The sequence below is a fragment of the Methylophilus glucosoxydans genome (assembly GCF_042676145.1).
GTDB lineage: Bacteria > Pseudomonadota > Gammaproteobacteria > Burkholderiales > Methylophilaceae > Methylophilus > Methylophilus glucosoxydans.
In genome coordinates this window covers 1,451,336-1,473,227 of the sequence record NZ_JBHTJW010000002.1, presented here as the reverse complement: position 1 = coordinate 1,473,227, position 21,892 = coordinate 1,451,336, and the positions used below count along the sequence as shown (strand labels likewise).

Annotated in this window: 22 protein-coding genes; 4 read left to right on the top strand and 18 right to left on the bottom strand. The window is 51.3% G+C overall.

All coding sequences use genetic code 11. The features are described from left to right. Positions 1-9 precede the first annotated feature (9 nt). From ACFQ1T_RS09740 to ACFQ1T_RS09730, 3 genes are all read left to right on the top strand, one after another. The gene (locus ACFQ1T_RS09740) at positions 10-318 is read left to right on the top strand and encodes a YbaB/EbfC family nucleoid-associated protein (protein WP_194747725.1); all 309 of its coding nucleotides are present in this window, start codon (positions 10-12) and stop codon (positions 316-318) included. Between the two features lie 43 nt (positions 319-361). After that, on the top strand, positions 362-961 hold the full coding sequence (gene recR, locus ACFQ1T_RS09735; protein WP_194747727.1) for a recombination mediator RecR: 600 nt from the start codon (positions 362-364) through the stop codon (positions 959-961). Between the two features lie 216 nt (positions 962-1,177). Further along, positions 1,178-3,559 (top strand): EAL domain-containing protein, encoded by a 2,382-nt coding sequence (locus tag ACFQ1T_RS09730; protein WP_379076061.1) that lies wholly within the window; start codon positions 1,178-1,180, stop codon positions 3,557-3,559. A 44-nt stretch (positions 3,560-3,603) separates the two neighbouring features. Here the strand turns inward: ACFQ1T_RS09730 and ACFQ1T_RS09725 are convergent, their stop codons facing one another. The 16 genes from ACFQ1T_RS09725 to gltX all read right to left on the bottom strand — a co-directional run bounded on the left by ACFQ1T_RS09725 (position 3,604) and on the right by gltX (position 18,923). Further along, a complete protein-coding gene (locus ACFQ1T_RS09725) occupies positions 3,604-4,248 on the bottom strand; it encodes an HAD family hydrolase (protein ID WP_379076058.1) in 645 nt (214 codons plus the stop codon). Positions 4,249-4,252: 4 nt separating this feature from the next. After that, entirely contained in the window at positions 4,253-4,951 is a 699-nt protein-coding gene (gene ubiG, locus ACFQ1T_RS09720; protein WP_338654308.1) for a bifunctional 2-polyprenyl-6-hydroxyphenol methylase/3-demethylubiquinol 3-O-methyltransferase UbiG, read from the bottom strand. Positions 4,952-4,970: 19 nt separating this feature from the next. Then, positions 4,971-6,308, bottom strand: a complete 1,338-nt coding sequence (locus ACFQ1T_RS09715) for a TRZ/ATZ family hydrolase (protein ID WP_379076055.1) — start codon at positions 6,306-6,308, stop codon at positions 4,971-4,973. Between the two features lie 105 nt (positions 6,309-6,413). Beyond that, the gene (locus ACFQ1T_RS09710; RefSeq protein WP_379076052.1) at positions 6,414-7,511 is read right to left on the bottom strand and encodes an OmpA family protein; all 1,098 of its coding nucleotides are present in this window, start codon (positions 7,509-7,511) and stop codon (positions 6,414-6,416) included. 123 nt (positions 7,512-7,634) lie between these two features. Beyond that, a complete protein-coding gene (locus ACFQ1T_RS09705) occupies positions 7,635-8,360 on the bottom strand; it encodes a (5-formylfuran-3-yl)methyl phosphate synthase (RefSeq protein ID WP_379076049.1) in 726 nt (241 codons plus the stop codon). Positions 8,361-8,368: 8 nt separating this feature from the next. After that, positions 8,369-8,944: a DUF447 domain-containing protein gene (locus ACFQ1T_RS09700; protein ID WP_379076046.1), complete on the bottom strand. Its 576-nt coding sequence runs from the start codon at positions 8,942-8,944 to the stop codon at positions 8,369-8,371. After that, complete coding sequence (locus ACFQ1T_RS09695; RefSeq protein WP_379076044.1) at positions 8,941-10,428, bottom strand: DUF6513 domain-containing protein; 1,488 nt, start codon at positions 10,426-10,428, stop codon at positions 8,941-8,943. The genes ACFQ1T_RS09700 and ACFQ1T_RS09695 overlap by 4 nt, the downstream gene beginning before the upstream one ends. Before the next feature lie 4 nt (positions 10,429-10,432). Beyond that, positions 10,433-11,017 (bottom strand): flavoprotein, encoded by a 585-nt coding sequence (locus ACFQ1T_RS09690; RefSeq protein ID WP_379076041.1) that lies wholly within the window; start codon positions 11,015-11,017, stop codon positions 10,433-10,435. A 15-nt stretch (positions 11,018-11,032) separates the two neighbouring features. Beyond that, positions 11,033-12,367, bottom strand: coding sequence for an adenylosuccinate synthase (locus tag ACFQ1T_RS09685; RefSeq protein WP_194747738.1), 1,335 nt, complete (start codon positions 12,365-12,367; stop codon positions 11,033-11,035). A 44-nt stretch (positions 12,368-12,411) separates the two neighbouring features. After that, entirely contained in the window at positions 12,412-13,566 is a 1,155-nt protein-coding gene (locus tag ACFQ1T_RS09680) for an ATP phosphoribosyltransferase regulatory subunit (protein ID WP_194747740.1), read from the bottom strand. A 161-nt stretch (positions 13,567-13,727) separates the two neighbouring features. Next, the gene (locus tag ACFQ1T_RS09675) at positions 13,728-13,910 is read right to left on the bottom strand and encodes a DUF2065 domain-containing protein (RefSeq protein ID WP_194747741.1); all 183 of its coding nucleotides are present in this window, start codon (positions 13,908-13,910) and stop codon (positions 13,728-13,730) included. Positions 13,911-13,920: 10 nt separating this feature from the next. Beyond that, positions 13,921-14,790 (bottom strand): protease modulator HflC, encoded by an 870-nt coding sequence (gene hflC, locus ACFQ1T_RS09670; RefSeq protein ID WP_194748434.1) that lies wholly within the window; start codon positions 14,788-14,790, stop codon positions 13,921-13,923. A 24-nt stretch (positions 14,791-14,814) separates the two neighbouring features. Next, positions 14,815-16,008: an FtsH protease activity modulator HflK gene (hflK, locus tag ACFQ1T_RS09665; protein ID WP_379076036.1), complete on the bottom strand. Its 1,194-nt coding sequence runs from the start codon at positions 16,006-16,008 to the stop codon at positions 14,815-14,817. 27 nt (positions 16,009-16,035) lie between these two features. After that, positions 16,036-17,163 carry a GTPase HflX gene (gene hflX / locus ACFQ1T_RS09660; RefSeq protein WP_313987771.1) on the bottom strand — a complete coding sequence of 376 codons (1,128 nt, stop codon included), beginning with the start codon at positions 17,161-17,163 and terminating at the stop codon, positions 16,036-16,038. A gap of 3 nt (positions 17,164-17,166) precedes the next feature. Further along, positions 17,167-17,409: an RNA chaperone Hfq gene (hfq, locus tag ACFQ1T_RS09655; RefSeq protein ID WP_194747747.1), complete on the bottom strand. Its 243-nt coding sequence runs from the start codon at positions 17,407-17,409 to the stop codon at positions 17,167-17,169. 110 nt (positions 17,410-17,519) lie between these two features. Then, positions 17,520-18,923 carry a glutamate--tRNA ligase gene (gene gltX / locus ACFQ1T_RS09650; protein WP_379076032.1) on the bottom strand — a complete coding sequence of 468 codons (1,404 nt, stop codon included), beginning with the start codon at positions 18,921-18,923 and terminating at the stop codon, positions 17,520-17,522. A gap of 135 nt (positions 18,924-19,058) precedes the next feature. On the opposite strand from gltX, the gene ACFQ1T_RS09645 reads away from it, so the two are divergent. Beyond that, a complete protein-coding gene (locus ACFQ1T_RS09645; RefSeq protein ID WP_275355430.1) occupies positions 19,059-19,400 on the top strand; it encodes a hypothetical protein in 342 nt (113 codons plus the stop codon). Positions 19,401-19,545: 145 nt separating this feature from the next. Here ACFQ1T_RS09645 and rimO read toward each other — a convergent pair whose 3' ends face one another. Next, positions 19,546-20,880 (bottom strand): 30S ribosomal protein S12 methylthiotransferase RimO, encoded by a 1,335-nt coding sequence (gene rimO, locus ACFQ1T_RS09640; protein WP_379076028.1) that lies wholly within the window; start codon positions 20,878-20,880, stop codon positions 19,546-19,548. A gap of 12 nt (positions 20,881-20,892) precedes the next feature. Then, entirely contained in the window at positions 20,893-21,822 is a 930-nt protein-coding gene (locus tag ACFQ1T_RS09635) for a ZIP family metal transporter (protein ID WP_379076025.1), read from the bottom strand. Positions 21,823-21,892: the final 70 nt, after the last annotated feature.

Sequence of the window (21,892 nt, the reverse complement as noted above, 5' to 3'; positions counted from 1 at the left end):
GAGCAGACAATGATGAAAGGTGGCATGGGCAATATGATGAAACAGGCCCAAATGATGCAAGCCAATATGCAAAAAGCCCAGGCAGAACTGGCAAACACTGAGGTGGAAGGTATTGCCAGCAATGGCATGGTCAAAGTGACCATGACCTGTAGCAATGATGTGAAACGCGTACAGATTGATGACGCGGCCATGGATGACAAAGAAACACTGGAAGACTTGCTTATGATTGCGTTGAAAGATGCGAAAGCGAAAGCCGAAGCGACCAGTTCAGCGAAAATGAGTGGCCTGATGCCACCAGGCTTCAAGTTGCCGTTCTAGTGCCTGACGCCCACCCATATTATCGTCGACGCGGAGACCAGGCGTGAATCACCCGGCAGTTCTGGATCAGCTGATCAGTGCCCTGCGCTGTCTGCCGGGCGTGGGGCCTAAATCCTCCACGCGGATGGCCTATCACTTGCTGCAACGTGACCGTGAAGGTGCACAAAAGCTGGCAGCCAGTCTACAACAGGCGCTGGATAAGCTGGCGCATTGCGATTATTGCAACAACTTCAGCGAGCATCGCGTATGCAGCGTGTGCCAGGATACCCACAGAGACAAATCCACGCTATGTGTGGTGGAGATGCCGACCGACCTCATGATGCTGGAGAATACGCGTAGCTATCAGGGCCAATATTTTGTATTAATGGGAAAACTCTCGCCCATGGATGGCATTGGGCCCAAAGACATTCACCTGGATAAACTGCTCAAACGTGCACAGGACAGCGCGATAAACGAAGTGATTATTGCCACCAACTTTACCTCCGAGGGTGAAGCCACTGCACACTATATTGGGCAGATGCTCAAATCGCGTGGCATTCGCGTCAGCCGGATTGCGCGTGGGCTGCCGATGGGTGGTGAGATTGAGTATGTGGACAGTGGCACGCTGTCTACCGCGTTGCTGGAAAGAAAAGCCGTCACTTAACAGCAAAGCAATCGTCAAGCAGTCAAGATGACTGCCAGATTTGATGCCCTTGTGCCAAGACCTTAACAAGTTTTTAAGCAGACTTGTCTTTTATCTTCGTTTTCTCTCTTCATAAACACGCTGTCCTGTCGTTATACAAATGACGCCCTCCCGGTTGTTAATCAGGCGAGTCGTCATTATCGTGAGCTAATAAAAATAAAAGCAAGGTCGTATTCCATGGAATTATTTCTGCATACTTTTGACGCCAATAGTCATACCAACTCTGAAAGTCCGCATTTTTCAGGCATCAACACCGCATCTTTCAGTTATGAGACTGAAGCAGAACTACTGCAGATTTTAGACCGTATCATTGCCGAGGAGCCTGCACATACACTCAGAGATACCTGGGTGCTGGTGTCACAGGACAAGCAGGCCATGCATCCAATGGAAGCCTTGCAGGCCACCATGCCATTCAATACCTTTTATGCTAGGCATAAATACCCGTGGCTGCTGTCTGAGCTGACGCCACATGTGCAAATGCATTATCAACCGATTGTCGACTTTGGCCAGAGTGGCAAAGTGTTTGGCTTTGAAGCCTTGTGCAGACTGAAAACACCAGAAGGCAAGTGGCTCAACGGCATGGAGGCTTTCGCCCTTGCCACTGAGGTTAAACGCAGCCACGAGTTAGACCTGGCCTGCCAACAGTTGGCGCTGATGGGCAAGTCACAATCAATTTCTGTGGACAAGCCCCTCTTTATTAATGTGCTGCCACAAACAATCATGAGTCCGGGCTGGCTCAATTTTATTTTAAACCTCTTGAACCAGCAGCAGATTGATCGACGGGATATCGTCATCGAAATTGTTGAGAGTGAAAAAACCAATCCCGAAGTACTGGCGCGTTACTGTGATGAAATCCGTATGCATGGTCTGCGCATCGCACTAGATGACATGGGTTCCGGTTTTAACGGTTTGCGCATCCTGGCTGAGGTACGGGCTGACTTTATCAAGATAGACCGTGCCATTGTGCATGAAGCACAAGGCAGCCGTGTGAGGACAGTGTTACTTGAGGCGATTATTTCGATGGCGCAACGACTGGGATGCACCATTATCGCTGAAGGGCTGGAGCGCGTAGAGGATATTACCTATTGCCAGGATTTAGGCCTGCATTATGCCCAGGGCCATTATTTTGCCCAGCCACAAAGCACGCCGAGCGACAAGGTGGCGGCACTGCCCGTACGGGATGAAGCCCACCGTTCGCATATTCCTGATGATTTTCATATTGGTGAATATATTAGTCACGGCTTGACAATTGATGTCAGCAGCACGCTGGCTGAAGCCAGACGCTTGTTTAACGCGCATGCCGATATTGCAACGGCGGTGGTGCTGGACGGGCAAAAACCGCTGGGGGTATTGCGGCGGGGCAAAGTATTCTCCAAGAAACCCACAGGCCTGGGTGCTTGTTGCGACCCCTTGCCCAAGGTCATCAACCATAAACTGCCCTCTTCGGTGTTGGCGCGCATTTTTTATCTGGAGCGTGGCAATATCGACATCTGGATCACCGTCAATGACGAAGGCGGCTATGTCGGTATCTTGCAGCCGATGGAAATCATGGCTCAGTTGATCAGCCGCAAAACTGCTACCGGCAATCTTCACCCCTTAAGCCATCTGACGACAGGCCCGACACTCCGGCAAACCCTGGATAACAGCTTGCGTAACAATCCCAATACGCAACTGATCTACATAGATCTGGATCATTTCAAGGCCTATAACGACCGCTACGGTTTTATCCGTGGCGATGCCATGATACGACTCCTCTCCGAAATCATCCGACAGGAGTTTCAGGATAAAGCGGGCGTGATGGTAGGCCATATTGGTGGCGATGACTTTGTGCTGATCTATGATCATAAGGTGCCTACCCTTAATGACACCTTATTGCATATCATTAGCCAGTGTCAGGCCCTGGCCGTGCATCTGTATGACGCAACAGATCTGGAACGAGGATTTTTCACCACTGAAGATGGTAAGGATCACCCGGTCGCCAGTGTCTCGATTGCGGTGGTGAATGGCAAACAAGGCAAGCTCGAAAACAGCGTCATTGCCGCGGAACGCGCAGCGCTGCTTAAAAAGATAGGCAAAGCCAATATTGGCAGCATTGTGGTTGTAGAAGATACGCCGCCACAAACCATCCTGCCAAAAAAAGAATTTTATTCAGACTGGCAGCAAAAAGCACTGTCCGCCTTACAGTCGCTGCTACACACGCAACGCTCGACAGGCGCCCATGATTTGGACAGCTGCTTTGCCGAATTCCCCTTCTTTGAGGTGATCTTTGAGTTAGAGCCAAACGGTGTACAGCGCTATGCCAACTGGATAAATCCCAACATGTATGGAAAAATCAAGGCTGGCGGTGCAGGCATAGACCGGAGCCAACAAGCCTATTATCGTCGCGTGGCAGAAACTCAGGCGCCTTATATTTCAAGCATTTATCTGTCTACCGCAACCGAAGACTTCTGCCTCACGGTCTCTTTGCCTATTTTGGGTGAGGACGGCCAGCTGGCTAGTATTTTAGTCGCAGATATTAATATTGCGGCGATGGCGGTACTCAGCAGCAAGCGCAATTAGCTGAGCGGCAAGCGCAATGATAAATTGGCGCGGAATCTGCTCAGTTATAAATACGCCAGCAAGTCCTGGGGCTGCTGGATACAGCCATCCGCACCCCATGCCTCAGGCCGATCCATGTCTGACAGGTAGCCAAACAAAGCCACCAGCGTTGTCATGCCCGCTGCATTACCGGCCTGCACATCTCGCTCGGCATCGCCAACATACACCACCTGTTCAGGATCAAGCTGCATACGTTCACAGGCCAATAACAGTGTTTGGGGCGCCGGCTTGGGCTGGGGCGCATCATCCCCGCTGATGACCGCACCCGCGCGGCTATCCAGCGCCATGTGTGTAATCATAGGCAAGGTAAACCGGCGTGGCTTATTGGTGACAATGCCCCAGCGGAGCCCCCGCTGCTCAATCTCCTGTAACACCTCTGCCATGCCGTCAAACAATTGTGGCTGACGGGTCATGACTTTGGTGTATAACTCCAGATATTCAGTGCGCATCTGTTCAAACTCAGCATGATCCGGTAACAGACCAAATCCGACTTCCAGCAGCCCTCGAGACCCATGCGAGGCATAGGGGCGAATCGTCACTTCTGGTAAAAAGGGCAATCCATGCCGTTCACGCTGCAAATTAAGTGCATATGCCAAATCTGGAGCGGTATCTACCAACGTCCCATCCAGATCAAATAATACGGCTTGCATGCGCTCAATCCTCTTTGACCGCATGTAGCATGTAGTTGACGTTGGTATCTGTTGTCAATTTATATTGTTTACTGAAAGGGTCATAAGTGACGCCAGTCTGATGCTGTAACTCCAGTCCAGATTGACGTAACCAGCTCGCTAACTCAGACGGCTTGATAAACTTGCTGTAATCATGTGTGCCTTTGGGAAGCAGATTGAGGACATACTCAGCCCCGACCACCGCCATCAGGTATGCCTTGGCATTGCGATTAAGCGTGGAAAAAAACAATTGCCCCCCCGGCTTGACCAGTGCAGCGCAAGCACGCACCACGCTGGATGGGTCGGGAACATGCTCCAGCATTTCCATGCAGGTCACCACATCAAACTGCTCCGGCATTTCTGCAGCCAGCGCTTCCACGGCAATACAGCGATACGAAACCTGGGCCCCTGCCTCAAGCGCATGTAATTGCGCCACCTGCAGCGACTTGTCTGCCATATCAATCCCCATCACGTGGGCACCACGTTGTGCCATGGACTCGCTCAGAATACCGCCACCACAGCCGACATCGAGCACCTGTTTGCCCTTAAGCAACGCGCGACTGTCAATATAATTTAAACGTATTGGGTTCAACTGATGTAAAGGTTTGAAGACACCTTGCTGGTCCCACCACTGGTGTGCCAGTTCAGCAAATTTGTTTACTTCTGCAATTTCGACATTGGCCATGATGTTTTCCTAAACAAAATTAATCTGCGGGCTGTTGCATCTTGAGCTGCCACTGCAAAGCGATAGACCGTAATGCCTCGGTCTCAATGCCTGCAAATTGTGGCTGGCCATCTGGTAAGCGCTGATACCGTAATTGACCATTGACCCAGGTATGGGTGACCTGCTCGCGGCTAGCCACATACACCAGATGAGAAATCGGGTCAAAACAAGGCAAGCTATTCAGCTCATCCAGACGAACCGCAATCAGATCAGCCTGCTTACCGACGCTAATGCTGCCAATCTGTGCTTGCAACCCCAGTGCCGTGGCTCCATTAATGGTTGCCATCTGTAGCGCCTGATAAGCTGGCACAGCCTCTGCCTGTTGCGCTGATACCTTGGCAAGCAAGGCCGCTGTGCGCATTTCCTGCCACAAATCGAGCCGGTTATTACTGGCGGCACCATCAGTGCCTAAACCGATATTGATCCCCGAACGCAACGCAGATGCCACCGGCGCAATCCCACTCGCCAATTTCAGATTAGAACTTGGACAATGCGCGATATGCGCGCCTAACGTTGCTAGGGTCTCCTGTTCATACTTTTCAAGGTGTACTCCATGCGCCAATACGGTGCTGGGACCAATTACCCCCAGCGCTTGCAAACGCTGCAACGGCCGTACACCAAATTGCTCCTGACTTTGCGCGATTTCCGCCTGGGTTTCATGCAAATGCGTATGAATCCCCAGATTCAACTGTTCGGCAAGTGTGACAACGTCGGTAAAGGTTTGATCACTCACCGTATAGGGAGCATGCGGCGCAAAAGAAAAACTGATAGAGGACTCGGATTTATACTGATCGCGCACTTCTGTGCCCAAGCGGATATATTCACTGGCAGTTGCCGCATAATTACTGGGAAACTCCATGATAGTTAAGCCAATATGTGCGCGCATTCCTGTGCGTTTAGCAGCCTCTATGGTCGCTTGCGGAAAAAAATACATATCGTTAAATGTGGTGATTCCGCCTGCCAGCATTTCCGCACAAGCCAGCAAGCTGCCATCCTGTACGAAAGCGGGTGAGACCCATCTCTTTTCTGCTGGCCAGATATGCTCATTCAACCACGGCATCAACGCATAATCATCAGCATACCCCTTTAACAGGTTCATACTGCTATGAGTATGCAAATTGATCAGCCCTGGCATCACGACATGTTGTGAACAATCAACGACGGGCCAGTCAACCGCCCAATCCGGGATATCGGATTTGGGTACAATCGCCTTGATTTTTCCAGCATCCACAAGAATTGCATGCTGCTCCCGCACTTGTGGCCCTTCATCCATAGTAACGAGCCAGCGTGGTTTGATGATAAATTGGGATTCACTCATGCTTGGATTATAACTGAGGCAGGCTGGCAAATTGAAAGTCCGCCTGCGTGCAGCAACAAAAAAGCCACGCAATTGCGTGGCTTTTTTAAACTCACAAGTCAGTGCTTATTGGCAACCTTCTTGTTTCGTACCTTCTGCACGGATTTCAACGCGGCGGTTAGGTTGCAGGCAAGAGATCAATTTCTTGCTTACTTTTTTACCTTCGCACTGAACCACTGGCTCAGATTTACCTTTACCTTCAGCAGTGATCAAGCTGCTGTCTACACCTTGAGCAACCAAGTAGTCCGCCACTTGTTTTGCACGGCGCTCAGACAACTTCTGGTTGTAAGCTTCAGAACCGATACGGTCTGTGTGACCAGTGACGATCACAGCTTTGATTTCAGGATTTTCTTTGATCTTGGCAGCAACTGCATCCAGTGTAACGCGGCCTTTTTCTTTCAGGTTAGCCTTGTCAAAACCAAACAACTCTTCAGCAGAAACAGTCACTGTTTCGTTGACTGGCTTGCAAACAGGTGCTGGCGCTGGTGCAGGAGCTGGTGCCGGTGCTGGCTCAGCTGCAGCCACTGGAGCTGGTGCTGGCTCTGGCGTTGGCTCTTCAACCACTGGCGCTGGTGCGCCAAAGCGGAAGATACCACCCAAATTAACCAAGGTGTTGTTGATTGTACCATCGGCATCCACTGTGCCAGCAGCATTACGCGCATCAGCACGGCTCCACTGGTGACGTACATCTGCCTGAACACCAAATTTGTCGTTAAACAAATATTGAGCACCCAAACCAACGTTTGCCATCCAAGAAGTGTTTGATTTGTCAGTCAAACCAACATTGCTGTAGTCAACATTGTTGCGAGCTGCGCCAATCCCAGCTAACAAAAATGGACGGAATTTTTCGCGGCTAAACATATACAACGCATCCAAGCCTAAAGTTGTTTGCTTGTATTTACCACTTGCACCTGGAATACCAGTATCTTCATCAGCACGGTTATAACCCAGACGACCTTGAATGTCCCAGTGCTCGCTCAGCTCTTTACCAATGGACAAGAAACCACCACGGGCATTATCTGCATCCAGATCACTGTCAGTGTGCATGTAGCTGGCACCTGGCACAACATACCAAGCACCGCGGTACATGTCTTCAGCTTGCGCAGCTTGCGATGCAAAAACAAATGCAGAAGCAATTGCCAAGCCTAAAAAACTTTTTTTCATTCATTGACTCCTTTGTTATTGGGCATTTTCGCCACATCTTTGAAAATACTTACAAACCCAACTATACGCAAACAGTGCAAGGGGCGCAAGCCTAGAGAGCTACAAGCCCAAGTATTTATTGGTTTAGGCGCTCATTTTGCAACAGTTTCCTGACACCTGCCTGACAACGCTCACAATCGATTCAGCCAATAGGTTTGATTGCCTTAACCCTTTTTCACATAAACCACTACGAAAACCCAAAAAGTCCGCCTCTAGCGAACGCAATTGCGCCAAATATGCCGGTCTGAGTCCGCCGGCCACCCCGACCATTAACTGCAAGCGTCTGGCTATCTCGGTAAATTTCTGAATATGCGATATAGAAACGCAGTCCAAGACTGAGCTAGACTTGTCTATCGTGTCGACCATAACCCCAACATACCCTTGTCTGGCGAGCTTGTTCAAGCGCAACTCAAGCGTAGATGCTTGCAATAAACTATCTGGGCAAAACACCGCAACCATCTGCGTGCCTGCCGCAAGTAGTTGGCTAATCACCGTTGCATACAGAGGATGATCCCAAATGGCCTCCGGTAGCTTGATAATGTCCACGCCAATCTCAAGACGGGATTGGATCAACTCCAGCAATGCAGCCACGGATTCAGCAGTATCGCCCACGGTGGCACTGACCAGAATGTCCGCATGAGCATGTTGCTTTTTGTAACCATTCACTGCCTGCATGATGGCAACTGACTGCGACATACTTAATGCAGAGAGCGCACCATGACTGGTGTCTTTCAAATCAATCAAGCTGACTCCAGCGGCCAGTACCAACTGCGCCTCGACAACCGAATTTACACTGACTAATATGCGCATAGATATCCTTATGCCTGCTGCATGCCGGTTTGCTGTGCCTGGTGGTTGTTAACGCAATCCACCAGCCATTGCCAGGCTTCAAGCTCGTTGGGGCCAGCAGTTTTATCAATCGCAATTTGTAAATACTGCATTTCTTGCGTAATTTTCTCAGCAGGCAACAGATGCAGCCTGCTGACAAGCACGGCCAATTCAACCACTGCCGCCTGGGCACGGTTAAAGCCCATAAATGGCGCATGTGTCTGACTTTCAACCACTTTCATCCATAATTTTGGTCGATTTTCATCCGGCTCGACTGTATCGAGGCTTAATACATGATGCGCCAGACAGTCACTGAGCCGCACGCTGTGGCCATGCCCGACTGGCAAGGTGGAAAACATTTTTTTTCTGGCAATAGCGGCAGCAAAAACACGAACATCATCGGTCAAATTTAAGACGGCCGACTTGGTCTGTAAAATATTATTCAAGGTGGTTGAGGGCTGGTAAGGCATGATGAGCACGCGCCCTGCCTGCCATTGGATCCCAAACGGCGCAATATGCACCTCACCTTCAGGAGAGCACGTGGTGATGATGGTTTCGTAAATCATTCTTTGTTTTCCGGGCTGGTTGAATTTCCAACGTGCTCTTTCGCTGATGCGTGAACCGTGGCACCACTGGCTTGATCAGGTTTGACCGTTTCCTGACGCTCTTTGATAGACGCCTCACGATGCGCGACTTTAGCTTGCTTGTTTTGGGCGACCGAGGCAACGCCCCATTCCAGCATTTCATCCTGCACATAGCGTTTTTTCAGTTGCCAGGCAATTTGCGCGCGAGCCAGCTCTACCCCCAAATAAAACGCATGCGAGGCATCGTCTTGCACCTGCAGTTCTGGATAAAAAACATAGGGATCCGTCGCCTGCTGCAGACCATCCCGATTGTAGACATGTACGCCCGCTTCGCTCACCATGATGCGAAAACTGGGGTCCTTGATTTGCCTGGCCATCTCAGCAATTTCCGCCGCACTGTAAGGAAACGGCTTGCGATCATGCAGGCCAAGCAAGCCGGCATCATAGCCACGGGGCAACCGTTTGTCCTGTTTGGCGCGGTACATGACACGGCGGGCAATATCAGCCTCAGCCACAGCCTCGCAGGCATGCGCGCTGACCGAGGTCGCCAGCACAGCGTTGATATTCAGCTCACTGATCATCCCGAACAGCATGGCGTTAATCCCGGTGGTGTCGGCATCTGTCAATTCGGTCAGATTGCCCACGCCCATCATGATCGCGATATCCGGATATTTTTTGCGTAGCTTGTGATAACGTACAATCGATTCGGTGAAACCAAAATGGATGGGATCCAAAATAGGATCGGCAATAAACGCAAGCTCCCGTTTAAGGCAGTGCTCGATGGCACGTTGCAAGCTGGGCATGCTACCAGGCTTGGCTGGAATCAACACGGGGGTAGAAGCGACTTCTTCTGCAATCCAGAGACTGTTTTCATGCAGACTTAAGAGGTAATCGGCACCGGCTTTACCCGCTGCCAGCAGATCGTCTTCACGCATGGAATCTACACTTACCTGAAAACCTGCTGACTTGAGCGCACACACGCTCTCTGTCATATGCGCAAATGCTTTTCCCGGCAGGCAGCCGAGGTCGATGACATCCGCCCCCTGCTGTTTGAAATGCTGCGCTTTGGCGATGATTTGCTCAACCGTCAGATCTGGTGCATCGACAATTTCAGCAAAAATCAGCACACTATGCTGGCTTAAATCGGGCACTTTTCCTTGCTGACCAAAATATTGTGGCAAATCCTTCAAGTCTTTAGGTCCTCGCTCTACCGGCACACCCCACTGCGACTCCAGCAGGCCGAGATCGCCCTGACAGAGACCAGGTAAAATGACTTTATCAATATTCTCGACTTTGGGTAAGCGGCGGGCGATCAGGGGCGGCGTCATCAATGCCGCAACAGACACCCCGATCTGTTTCACTTCATATTCAAACGGAGACTGTTTACTGTCGGCCTGTATCGCTTGTAATACCTGATGCAGACTGTGTTCTGCCAGTTTTCCGGTAAGAAACAGCAGTCGATTCATGGTGTTAGTCGTGAGTGTGCTCTACCTGTACGCCCTGATGCAAATGCAACTCATGCACGGCTGCCAGACGCGCCATGATCGCATGCTGCAAACCAGCCATGTCTTCAACGACCGTGGTATCCGCAAAGCGTTTTAACTGGGCCACATTATCCAGATCGATCTGGCGTGGATAGACCTTGACCACGTTGTCTCTGGGTGCTTCCGACTCCAACTCTGGCGCCGTATCACATGCAAACACAATGCTTTGGATCCGCGTTTTACCTGCTTGCGCAAACAGGTTGGTGACCAGGCTATCAGAAAAACCATACGCCATTTTGGCTATGGTATTGGAAGTCGCCGGCGAGATCACCAAGGTGTGATACACCCCCTCGTAAAATCGCTCCACCGGCACGCTGCTGGCAGTCTTGTCCTGATAGACTTTATGCCCTGTCGCCTCTAAAGCAGCCTGAAAACCGTATTGCTGAATAATTTCTGCCGCCGCACGGCTCAGGTAAATATCGACCTCCTGCAAGGTTTGCAGAATGGCCAATGACTCCCGCAGATAATGGCCGGAACCGGTAATAGCCCATGCCAATCGTTGTGCACGCATGTCAAGTCACCTTGCTCAGGCGAAAGGATGTTGCAACACGATGGTTTCATCCCGCTCCGGGCCAGTGGAGACAATGGCAATTGGCACGCCACAGACCGCTTCCAGTCGCTTGAGGTAATGCTGGGCATTTTTGGGTAATGCATCCCAGGTTTTGACACCGAAGGTGGTTTCGCTCCAGCCTGGCACGGTTTCATAAATCGGCTCGCAACGGGCGACGTCATCCGCACCGACCGGCAGCATATCAACCACTTTGCCATCCAGCTTGTAACCCGTGCAAATATCCAGTGACTCTATGCCATCCAGCACATCCAGCTTGGTGATACACAAGCCAGTCAAGCCATTGATTCGCGCAGAGCGACGCAAGGCTGCAGCATCAAACCAGCCACAGCGGCGTTTACGTTTGGTCACAGTCCCGATTTCCTGTCCCTTGTGAGACATCTGGTAACCTGGTGCGCCTTCTGTTTCAATATCCAGCTCGCTTGGGAAGGGGCCGCCACCCACACGCGTCGTGTAGGCTTTGGTAATACCAAGCACATAGTGCAGCATGTTGGCACCAACACCTGTCCCTGCTGAGGCTTGGCCAGCGATACAGTTGCTGGAAGTCACATAGGGGTAAGTGCCATGATCCACATCCAGCAAGGTGCCTTGTGCGCCTTCAAACAACAAGTGTTCGCCACGGGCATTGGCTTCATATAACGCCGCAGAAATATCAGCCACCATCGGCTTCAACGCCACAGCGTGCTGCATGCTAGCATCGTATTGCTGCTGGAAATCTACCGCAGCAGCCCCCAGATAATTGGTCAATACAAAATTGTGATAATCCATGACTTCGCGCAGCTTTTCGGCGAAGCGCTCAGGGTGGAACAAATCATAGACACGCAAGGCGCGGCGTGCGACCTTGTCTTCATAGGCAGGGCCAATGCCCTTGCCTGTAGTGCCAATTTTTTTCTCGGCGCTGCGCTTGGCTTCACGTGCCAAATCAACCGCAACGTGATGAGACAAAATCAATGGACAGCCAGGACTGACTTTGAGCCGGTTTTTAACATCGAGCCCGCCTTGTTCCAGCGTGGAAATCTCATGCAGCAAATGAGTGGTATCCAGCACCACGCCATTGCCGATATAGCAATTGACGCCATCGCGCACAATACCAGAAGGCACCAGGTTTAACTTGTAGACTTTTTGCGCATCCCCTTGGCCGACGACCAGGGTATGACCCGCATTGTGACCACCCTGAAAACGCACCACGCCTTGCGCATGGTCGGTCAGCCAGTCAACAATTTTACCTTTACCTTCGTCGCCCCATTGGGTGCCAATCACAACGACGTTCTTTGCTTGCTTAAATTGTGTCATGTTCAATCAATATCTTGTCTATACAAATTTAAAGAGGCGGCGTATTACACAGCCACCACTTGCCAGCGACCATCCACCTTTTGCAACAGACGGTCACAGGCCAATTCAGAATAATCCACCTGCGCATCAGGCAAGGCTTCAACCACCACCTGACCTTGCGCGCGTAAGGTCTCTATCAGGGCCACCAAGTCAGCATCCTGCGTTGCAGGCGCCAAAATCCCTTTGTCCATGGTCGCAGGGCCCAAGGCGAGTAAAGCACCACGCAGATCCAGGCTAAAGCCTGTCGCCGGACGTGCCCGGCCAAAGGCAGCCCCCACCTCATCATAGCGGCCACCCAGTGCAATGGGACCAGCATAGCCTTTGGCATAGGCCGCGAAGACGATGCCGCTATGGTAGTGATATCCACGCAACTCACTTAAATCAATGGTCACCGTCACATTACGATCACCAAGCGCTTTCGCGACTGCCTCCAACTCAAGCAAAGCCTGTTCAATCTCTTCTGAGTCAGGCAATACTTCACGCGCCTGATCCAACACCTCAATGCCACCATTGAGTTGGGCCAGGGCAATAAAAGCTTGCCTGGATTTTTCGGGCAGATTCACCACCAGTTGCTCTACCAATGAAATGTCTTTGGCTTGCAAAGCCGCTTGCAGGGCTTGTTCTTGCGGCAGGCCCAATTGCGCGGTATGCGACAGGCTGGCGAAAATCGCTGCATGACTCAGGTCCACAAACAAGGTTTGCATGCCTAACAACTGCAAGGCTTTGACCATCAGCCGCTGCACTTCAATATCGCTGGCAATGCCGGCATGACCATACAATTCTGCCCCGAGTTGCAAAGGCTCACGAGTGCGCGCCAGGCCATCCGGCTTGGTTCTCAAAACGGTCCCGGCATAACACAAGCGCGAGACACCGGCATGATTGAGCATATGCGCATCAATGCGCGCGGCCTGTGGCGTCGTATCAGCGCGCAAGCCCATCAAGCGCCCGGTCAGTTGATCTACCACTTTAAAGGTGGCGATATCCAGATCGTGACCGGTCCCGGTGAGCAGGGATTCAACATATTCCATCATGGGCGGCATCACATACTGGTAGCCATGGACACGGAACAAATCCAGCAGTTGCCGACGGTAGGACTCAAGCCGTGCTGCTTCAGCAGGCAGCACATCTTCAATATATTCAGGGAGTAACCAATTATGCATCCCGCCATTATACCTGCAAACCCCTGCCTAAAGCACGGCTTTAGCAACCTGCCAGCAAGTCGCGTCAGCCTTGCACTCCGTTAAAATCCAAACAAAAAAGCACACGCAAGGTGTGCTTTTTTTAAAACGCTTAACCATATCAGCTTGGTGACATTCACCCGTTAACGATTTAACCAGAGAATGAACAAACCAAACAGCATGGAAATAAAGCCAATGAAACGGATTTGACCATCCCGCAGTTGTAGCATTCGCTCAAAAGTATTGCGCCAGGCTTTGGTCAATAACAGCGGCATCAAGCCTTCAATCAGCAACACGCCGCCCAGCACACTCCACCACCAGTTCATGGCGCAAGTATTACTTTTTACCGCTGCTACGCATGTATTTGAAGAAGTCTGAACTTTGGTCAATCACCATCACGTCAGACTTGCTCTTGAAGCTGTTTTTGTAAGCTTCCTGGCTGCGGTAGAAGGCATAAAACTCAGGATTTTTACCAAACGCCTGTGCATAGACTTCTGAGGCTTTGGCATCGCCCTCGCCTTTAATTTTCTGCGCATCGCGATAGGCTTCGGCAATAATCACTTCACGCTGCTTGTCAGCATCGGCACGAATTTTTTCTGCCGCCGCTGCACCTTGTGAGCGCAACTCATTGGCCACCGATTTACGCTCGGCCTCCATGCGTTGATACACGGATTCGCTGACTTCTTTCGGCAAGTCTACGCGGCGCAAGCGCACGTCCATAATCTGGATGCCCATTTGACGGCTTTCCTTGTCTGCACGCTGACGCAGGATTTCCATGATCTGCGAACGCTCGCCAGAGACGACATCGTGGATGGTGTGTTTACCAAACTCAGCGCGCAAGCCGTCATTGACCATCTGCGACAAACGACGCTCGGCCTGCACTTCATCGCCACGCACAGAAACGTAGTATTTGGCCGGGTCGATAATCCGCCATTTCACAAACGAATCCACCAGTACGTTTTTCTTTTCACTGGTGATAAAGCGGTCTGGCTCTTCCCAGTTCAGCGTCAGAATACGCTTGTCGTAATAGCGGATGTTCTCCACCATAGGCATCTTGAAATAAAGACCAGGGTCTTTTTTCACCGAGACAATTTCGCCCAGACGGAAGACCAGCGCATATTCACGCTGATCGACCGTATATGCTGATGATGTCACCAAGACCAGCAAGACAAACACCCCAATTAACAAACTTCCAATATTTCTCATCATGTATTTTCCTTGAGGGGCAGACTAGCGATATTCGCGATCACGACTACGCATGGCATCCCTGGAGCGGTCTAGCACACTCGCGTCAGCCGGTGGCTCGATGGCTGGCTTATCCGCCGGGACGGCAGACCCAGCTGCGGCATTACTGCCTGCACCACTCATGCTCATGAGTTTATCCAGTGGCAAATACAGCATGCTGTTGCCATTTTTCTGATCAACCAGCACTTTGCTGGTATTGGCCAAAATATGTTCCTGCGTATCCAGATACAAACGCTGGCGGGTCACTTCAGGCGCTTTGTTGTACTGCGCCAGAATCTGCTCGAAACGGTCTGCATTGCCCTTGGCTTCGTTCTCCACCCGCAGCTTGTAACCCGCGGCCTCTTCGGCCAACCGCGACGCCGTACCGCGTGCTTTAGGAATCACATCATTGGCATAGGCCTGACCTTCATTTTTCTGGCGTTCCAGATCCTGCTTGGCCTTGACTGCATCATCAAATGCCGCCTGTACCTGTTCTGGCGGCTGTGCATTCTGCATGGTGACGTTAACAATATTGACGCCGGATTGATATCTGTCCAGCATGTCCTGCATGAGTTTTTTCGCTTTAGCAGCCACATCATCCCGGCCTTCATACAGCACGAAGTCCATCTTGCTCTTGCCTACCACTTCGCGGATGGCTGTTTCTGCCACACCACGCACGCTTTCTTCTGTGGAGCGGTTGCTAAACTGATAATCTTCCACCGACTTCAGGTTGTATTGCACAGCCACCTGCAAATCAATAATGTTTTCATCATCGGTCAACATTAAAGACTCTTTCAGCTCTTTGCTACGGCCAGATTCGCCCTCATAAGAACGGTAGCCCATTTCAATGGTACGCACCTGCTCGAGGTTCACGTTTTCCACGGTCTCAATCGGAAATGGCAAATGCCAGCGCGGGCCAGGCATGGTGGTTTCCACATGTTTGCCAAAACGTAACACCACACCGCGAGAGCCCTGATCAACAATATAAAAGCCAGAGCCCAGCCAGATCAGCGCCACCAACCCTAAAATCGGGGCCACTGGCAAGGATTGTGGCGCAGGTGCTAATCCACGCGGACCACCCTGCCCGCCTTTATTGTTGCCAAATAACCGGTTCAGCTTTTGATTTAAATCCTTGAACACCTCGTCTAGATCGGGCGGGCCTTCATTGTTTTTATTCCAAAAGCCTGGAAATTTTTTCATGCGTGTACTCCGTATGTTTTGATCTTTTTAAACGTAAGCACTTTCTTCGGTGCTGAGTTTTTTCAGGTATTGCTGATGCTCTAACAGCGCCTGGCGTAAATCCTCTATGCCTATGCCATCCCTGGCTGACACACGAACAGTTCGGATATTACCATACTCGTCGCGGTCGATTCCGGGCGGCATGCCCATGCGGTCAATCTGGTTAAGCACCAGAATCTGTGGGACCCTAGCAGCACCAATCTCGTTCAATACGATATTGACTTGTTCGATTTGCGCATCACGGTTCGGGCTGGCCACATCAACCACATGCAGTAATAAATCGGCCTGCGCGGCCTCTTCAAGCGTAGCACCAAAGGCTTCAATCAAAGTCGTAGGCAAATGCTTGATAAAGCCGACCGTATCTGACAACACCACCGGATAACCTTCCGGCAGGTGCATTTTACGAGAGGTGGTATCCAGTGTGGCAAACAGCTGATCCGCCGCATAGACACCCGAGTGTGTCAGGCGATTAAACAAGGTGGATTTACCCGCGTTGGTATAGCCGACCAGAGACACGGTCATCAGGTTGGAGCGTTTGCGCGCACGGCGTTGCATGCCACGTTGCTGCTTGAGTTTATCCAGCTTTTCACGCAACTGCTTGACTCGCACGCGCAGCATGCGTCTGTCCAGCTCGAGCTGGGTTTCACCAGGGCCGCCTCGCACGCCAATCCCGCCCTTTTGTCGTTCAAGGTGGGTCCAGCCACGCACCAACCGCGTAGACAAATGCTCCAGTTGGGCAAGCTCGACTTGCAGCTTACCTTCGTGCGATTGCGCACGTTGGGCAAAGATATCCAGAATCAGGCCGGTGCGGTCTACCACACGTGCTTCAAGCAACTTTTCAAGGTTGCGCTGTTGCGAGGGGCTCAAGTCGTGATTGAAAGCCGCGACTTTGCTGTGATAGGCGGCCATCAAGGCCTTTAACTCATCTGCCTTGCCAGAGCCGATAAAGTATTTGGGATCAGGCGCATGACGCTTGCCTTCCAGCGTCGCTGAGATATTGAGGCCAGCAGTTCCGGCCAGGTGGCGGAGTTCTTGCAAACTTTCTGCGTAGTCAGCATCACCAAAGTTGACGCTGACCAGAACGACGGCATCTCCGCCGCTTGGTCTATCAAACATGCATTAAGATTCTTGTGCGGCGTCGTGCGATCCGAGGCTGACTGGACGTGCAGGAACGATGGTGGAAATGGCGTGCTTGTACACCATTTGTGTCACGGTGTTTTTTAACAAAATGACATATTGATCAAAAGAATCGACCTGCCCTTGCAATTTAATGCCGTTTACCAGGTAAATGGACACTTGAACGTGCTCTTTTCTGAGTGCATTCAAAAACGGATCTTGCAGCATTTGGCCTTTATTATTCATGGAATTGCTCCTTGTTTGTTTTAATCGTATTGGAGTTTTATTATCTTGAACACCAATCCCTCATAGTGACTATGATTGTACTAATTTGTTCCTTTTTCAATCCCCGCGCTTTACTTTTTTGGAAATAAAGCGCGGATGCGCTGCAGACATGCCTCTTTACCCAGAATTGACATCACCTGATCAATGCTAGGCGACTGTGCTATGCCGATCAAAGCTACCCGCAAAGGCATCGCCAGCTTGGGGAACTTGATCTGCTGCTCAGTGACCACCTGATTTAGCGCATCGTGAAGCATATCGGCAGTCCAGTCAGAATCTTGAGTTTTTTCTAAAAAAAGTTCGATATAGCCGGCGGTTTCCGGCAACACATGTTTGGTTTTATCCGCCTCGTTGATTTCAGGCATCTGGTAGAAGAAGGCAATTTCCCTGGCCAGTTGATTGAGGTTATTGGCACGCTCACGGTATAAATTCAATACTGCCAGCAAATCTGGCGACTGTGTTTCTGTGACGCCTAATGCAGTCAAACGGGGTTTGACTTCATCGGCAATTCGCTCCAAGGGCAAGGTTTTAATGTAATGCGCATTGAGCCAGTTGAGTTTTTCAGTATTGAACTGTGCGGCGGACGGCGTGATATGGTCCAGATCAAACCACTCACAGAACTGCGCCATGCTGAACACTTCATCATCGCCATGCGACCAGCCCAGGCGCGCCAGGTAGTTGAGTACCGCCTCACGCAAATAACCGTCTTCATGGTATTGCATGACGCTCACGGCACCATGGCGCTTGGACAGCTTCTGACCATCATCGCCCAAAATCATGGACAAGTGCGCATACTGCGGCACCTGTGCACCCAGTGCCTTGAGCATATTGATCTGGCGCGGAGTGTTGTTGACATGATCATCGCCGCGAATTACTTGCGTAACGCCCATTTCCCAGTCATCCACCACCACACAGAAGTTATAGGTTGGCGTACCGTCAGCCCGCGCAATAATCAGGTCATCCAGCTCGGCATTGGCAATCTCAATGCGACCCTTGACCATATCCTCCCAGGCCACCACGCCTTCGGTCGGGTTTTTGAAACGCACGACCGGTGGCACATCCTTAGGCGGCTCAGGCAACACTTTATCGGGCTCAGGCCGCCAGCGGCCATCGTAACGCGGCTTCAAACCCTGCTGCATCTGGCTTTCACGCAAGGCATCCAGCTCTTCTTTGCTGCAATAGCAATAATAAGCATGGCCAGCATCCAGCATCTGCTGGATCATTTTTTTGTAAGTCTCCATGCGCTGCATCTGGTAAAACGGGCCTTCGTCATGATCCAGCTGCAACCAGGCCATGCCATCCAGAATGGCCTGCACGGCTTCCGGCGTGGAGCGTGCAACATCCGTATCTTCAATACGCAAAATAAACTTGCCGCCATGGCGCTTGGCATACGCCCATGAGAACAAGGCGGTACGCGCACCGCCAATATGCAGATAACCGGTAGGACTGGGGGCAAAACGGGTTTTAACAGCTTGCATGATGACTCTTGAAATTAAAACAGGCGTGCATTTTAACATGCCGCCTGTCAACACCGTGTTTAGTCTGGTTAAGATTGAAGCCGTGGGCGCAGAGGACGCATTGAAGCTGGTTTAAAATCACGCTAAGATGCGCGTATGCAAACTGCGCCATTAGATACAAACTTGGAAATTCATGTAGGCGAGCTCTATGGCAAGCCAGACGCCGATGGCCACATTGCCGTCTTGTATCACGTGCTGGCTGTTCACAAACAGGGCATCACCTTGCAAAATATGGACAATCCACTCAGTCAGTTTGAGACCACAGCCGGCAAGCTGCTGCAATCCGGCTACATCCGCCTGAGTCAAACACCTTACGTCAACTTGCAACAGGCCAACAAACGCAAAAAAAATGCGGCCACCAAGCTCACACGCTGTCCGTTTACCACGGATATTTTTGCTGAACGCGCGGATAGCGAACGGCCACAGCTCGCCATTTAAAAAGACGATAGGCTAGGCCGTTGCCTGCCCAAGCTGAAACGCGTCAACCTTTTTCTCTCAACGCTGATTGACCACCATTAAAGCGATGCACTTAAAAACCTGTCTGATTTAAAGTGGCCTGAATTAACGCCTTGGCCTAGCAGCCCTAAAACTCCGGTGGCGCCCCGATCAAATCATGGCCTTGCGCATCGATAATCTGTACATCCACAAAATCACCCGGGTTCAAGCCATCTGCATCTTGTAGATAAACAATGCCATCAATTTCGGGCGCATCTGCCTTGGTACGGGCAATACCGATGATGTTTCCATCGTCATCTTCAGTGAGTTCATCCACTAGCACGGTTTGCAGGCTGCCGATTTTAGCCGCCACCTTGGCGGCACTAATGCGCTCTTGCACTTCCATAAAGCGGCTCAGGCGCTCCTGTTTGATTTCTTCAGCCACCGGATTAGGCAAATGGTTGGCCGTAGCCCCATCCACTGCCGAATAGGCAAAGCAGCCGACGCGGTCCAGCTGCGCTTCTTCCATAAAGTCGAGCAGCATTTTAAAGTCATCTTCAGTCTCGCCGGGGAAGCCGACAATAAAGGTACTACGGATAGCGATTTCCGGGCAAATCTCACGCCAGGCCTTGATCCGGGCCAGATTGTTTTCACTGCTGGCCGGACGCTTCATGGCTTTAAGCACCGCCGGGCTGGCATGTTGGAACGGCACATCCAGGTACGGCAAAATCGCCCCGTCTGCCATCAATGGGATCACGTCATCAACATGTGGGTAGGGATACACATAGTGCAAGCGCACCCAAACGCCCAGCTCGCCCAAGGCTTTACTGAGTTCGGTCATGTGCGTTCTAACTGGCCTGCCGTTCCAGAAGCCTTTGCGGAATTTCATGTCCACGCCATAGGCAGAGGTATCCTGCGAAATGACCAAAATTTCGGAGACACCAGCATTCACCAAGCTCTCAGCCTCATTGAGCACGTCACCAATCGGACGGCTGACCAAGTCGCCGCGCATGCTGGGGATAATGCAGAAACTACAACGGTGGTTACAGCCTTCGGAAATTTTAAGGTAAGCATAATGCTTGGGCGTGAGACGAATGCCTTGCGGCGGCACCAGGTCGGTGTAGGGATCGTGCGGTTTGGGCAGGTGTGTATGTACATGCCCCATCACCTCTTCCAGGGCATGCGGGCCAGTCACGGCCAACACGCTGGGGTGTGCGTCCGTGACCACGTCTTTTTTCGCACCCAGGCAACCGGTCACAATCACCTTGCCGTTTTTGTTGAGCGCCTCGCCAATCGCATCCAGCGACTCTTGCACCGCAGAGTCAATAAAACCACAGGTATTCACCACCACCAGGTCAGACTGCTCGTAACTGTTGCTGATTTCATAGCCTTCGGCCCGCAATTGGGTCAGGATACGCTCGGAATCGGAGCCTGCTTTGGGGCAACCCAATGAGACGAAACCAACTTTAGGTGAACTTTGCATGATGCTTCCCTCTTAACCTTCTACCAACCATTTGGTCAGGGCAACTGAAGCCACCCCCAACACAATTAACAATAACTGATTCATGGTATCGCGCAATGCAGTACGCTTGTGCAAGCCTGGAATCAGATCCGCCACCGCCACATAGAGCATGCTGGCTGCGGCAAGACTCAAGATATATGGCACCCAGTGCTGCACCGCATGCAGCGCAAAATACGCAATGATACCGCCAAGCACGGTGGCCAGGCTGGAGCCGATATTGAACAAAAAGGCTTTTTGTTTACTGTAACCGGAATGTAACAAAATCAGAAAGTCGCCGACTTCCTGCGGAATCTCATGGGCGATAATCGCCAGTGCAGTCACTACGCCCACCTGCATATCCACCATAAATGCCGCGCAGATCAGGATGCCATCAACAAAATTGTGAAAGGTATCGCCTACCATGATCATCAAACCACTGCGGCCACCATCATGGCCGTGCGCGTGACCATGTAAATGAGGATGCCCTATCATCTGGCTAGGCTGCGCCGCGGGCAATCTGAACTTGATTGCGCCTTGCGGCTTTTTGGTAGCAGGCTGGCCTGGATGTAACTCGGGGCAATGGGCCTCGTCATGCATGGCATGTATTTCACAGTGCTCGCCATGACAATGCCGCCACAGCACCAGTTTTTCCAGCGTAAAAAACAGTAGCACGCCAAACAGCATGGTACCGGTCATTGCCTCGATATTGGGGCTGCTTTCAATCGCGTGCGGCAAAATCTCAAGAAACACCGCGGCCAGCAAAGCGCCAATCGCATAACTCACCAACAAAGGCACCCAATGCTTTTGAGCATTGAGCGCAAACAGGGCTGCGACACACACACTGAGCACGCCCCCTAGCAAACAGGCCAGCATCATGCCGGTAAAAGGCGAAATATCAGTCAACAAAGGGGTCAAAGCAAGCATGCCGAGTGATTAAAGGAAGCCGCGCATTATACGTGAGTTATCAAAAAAACAAAGCATAAACAATTAGTTA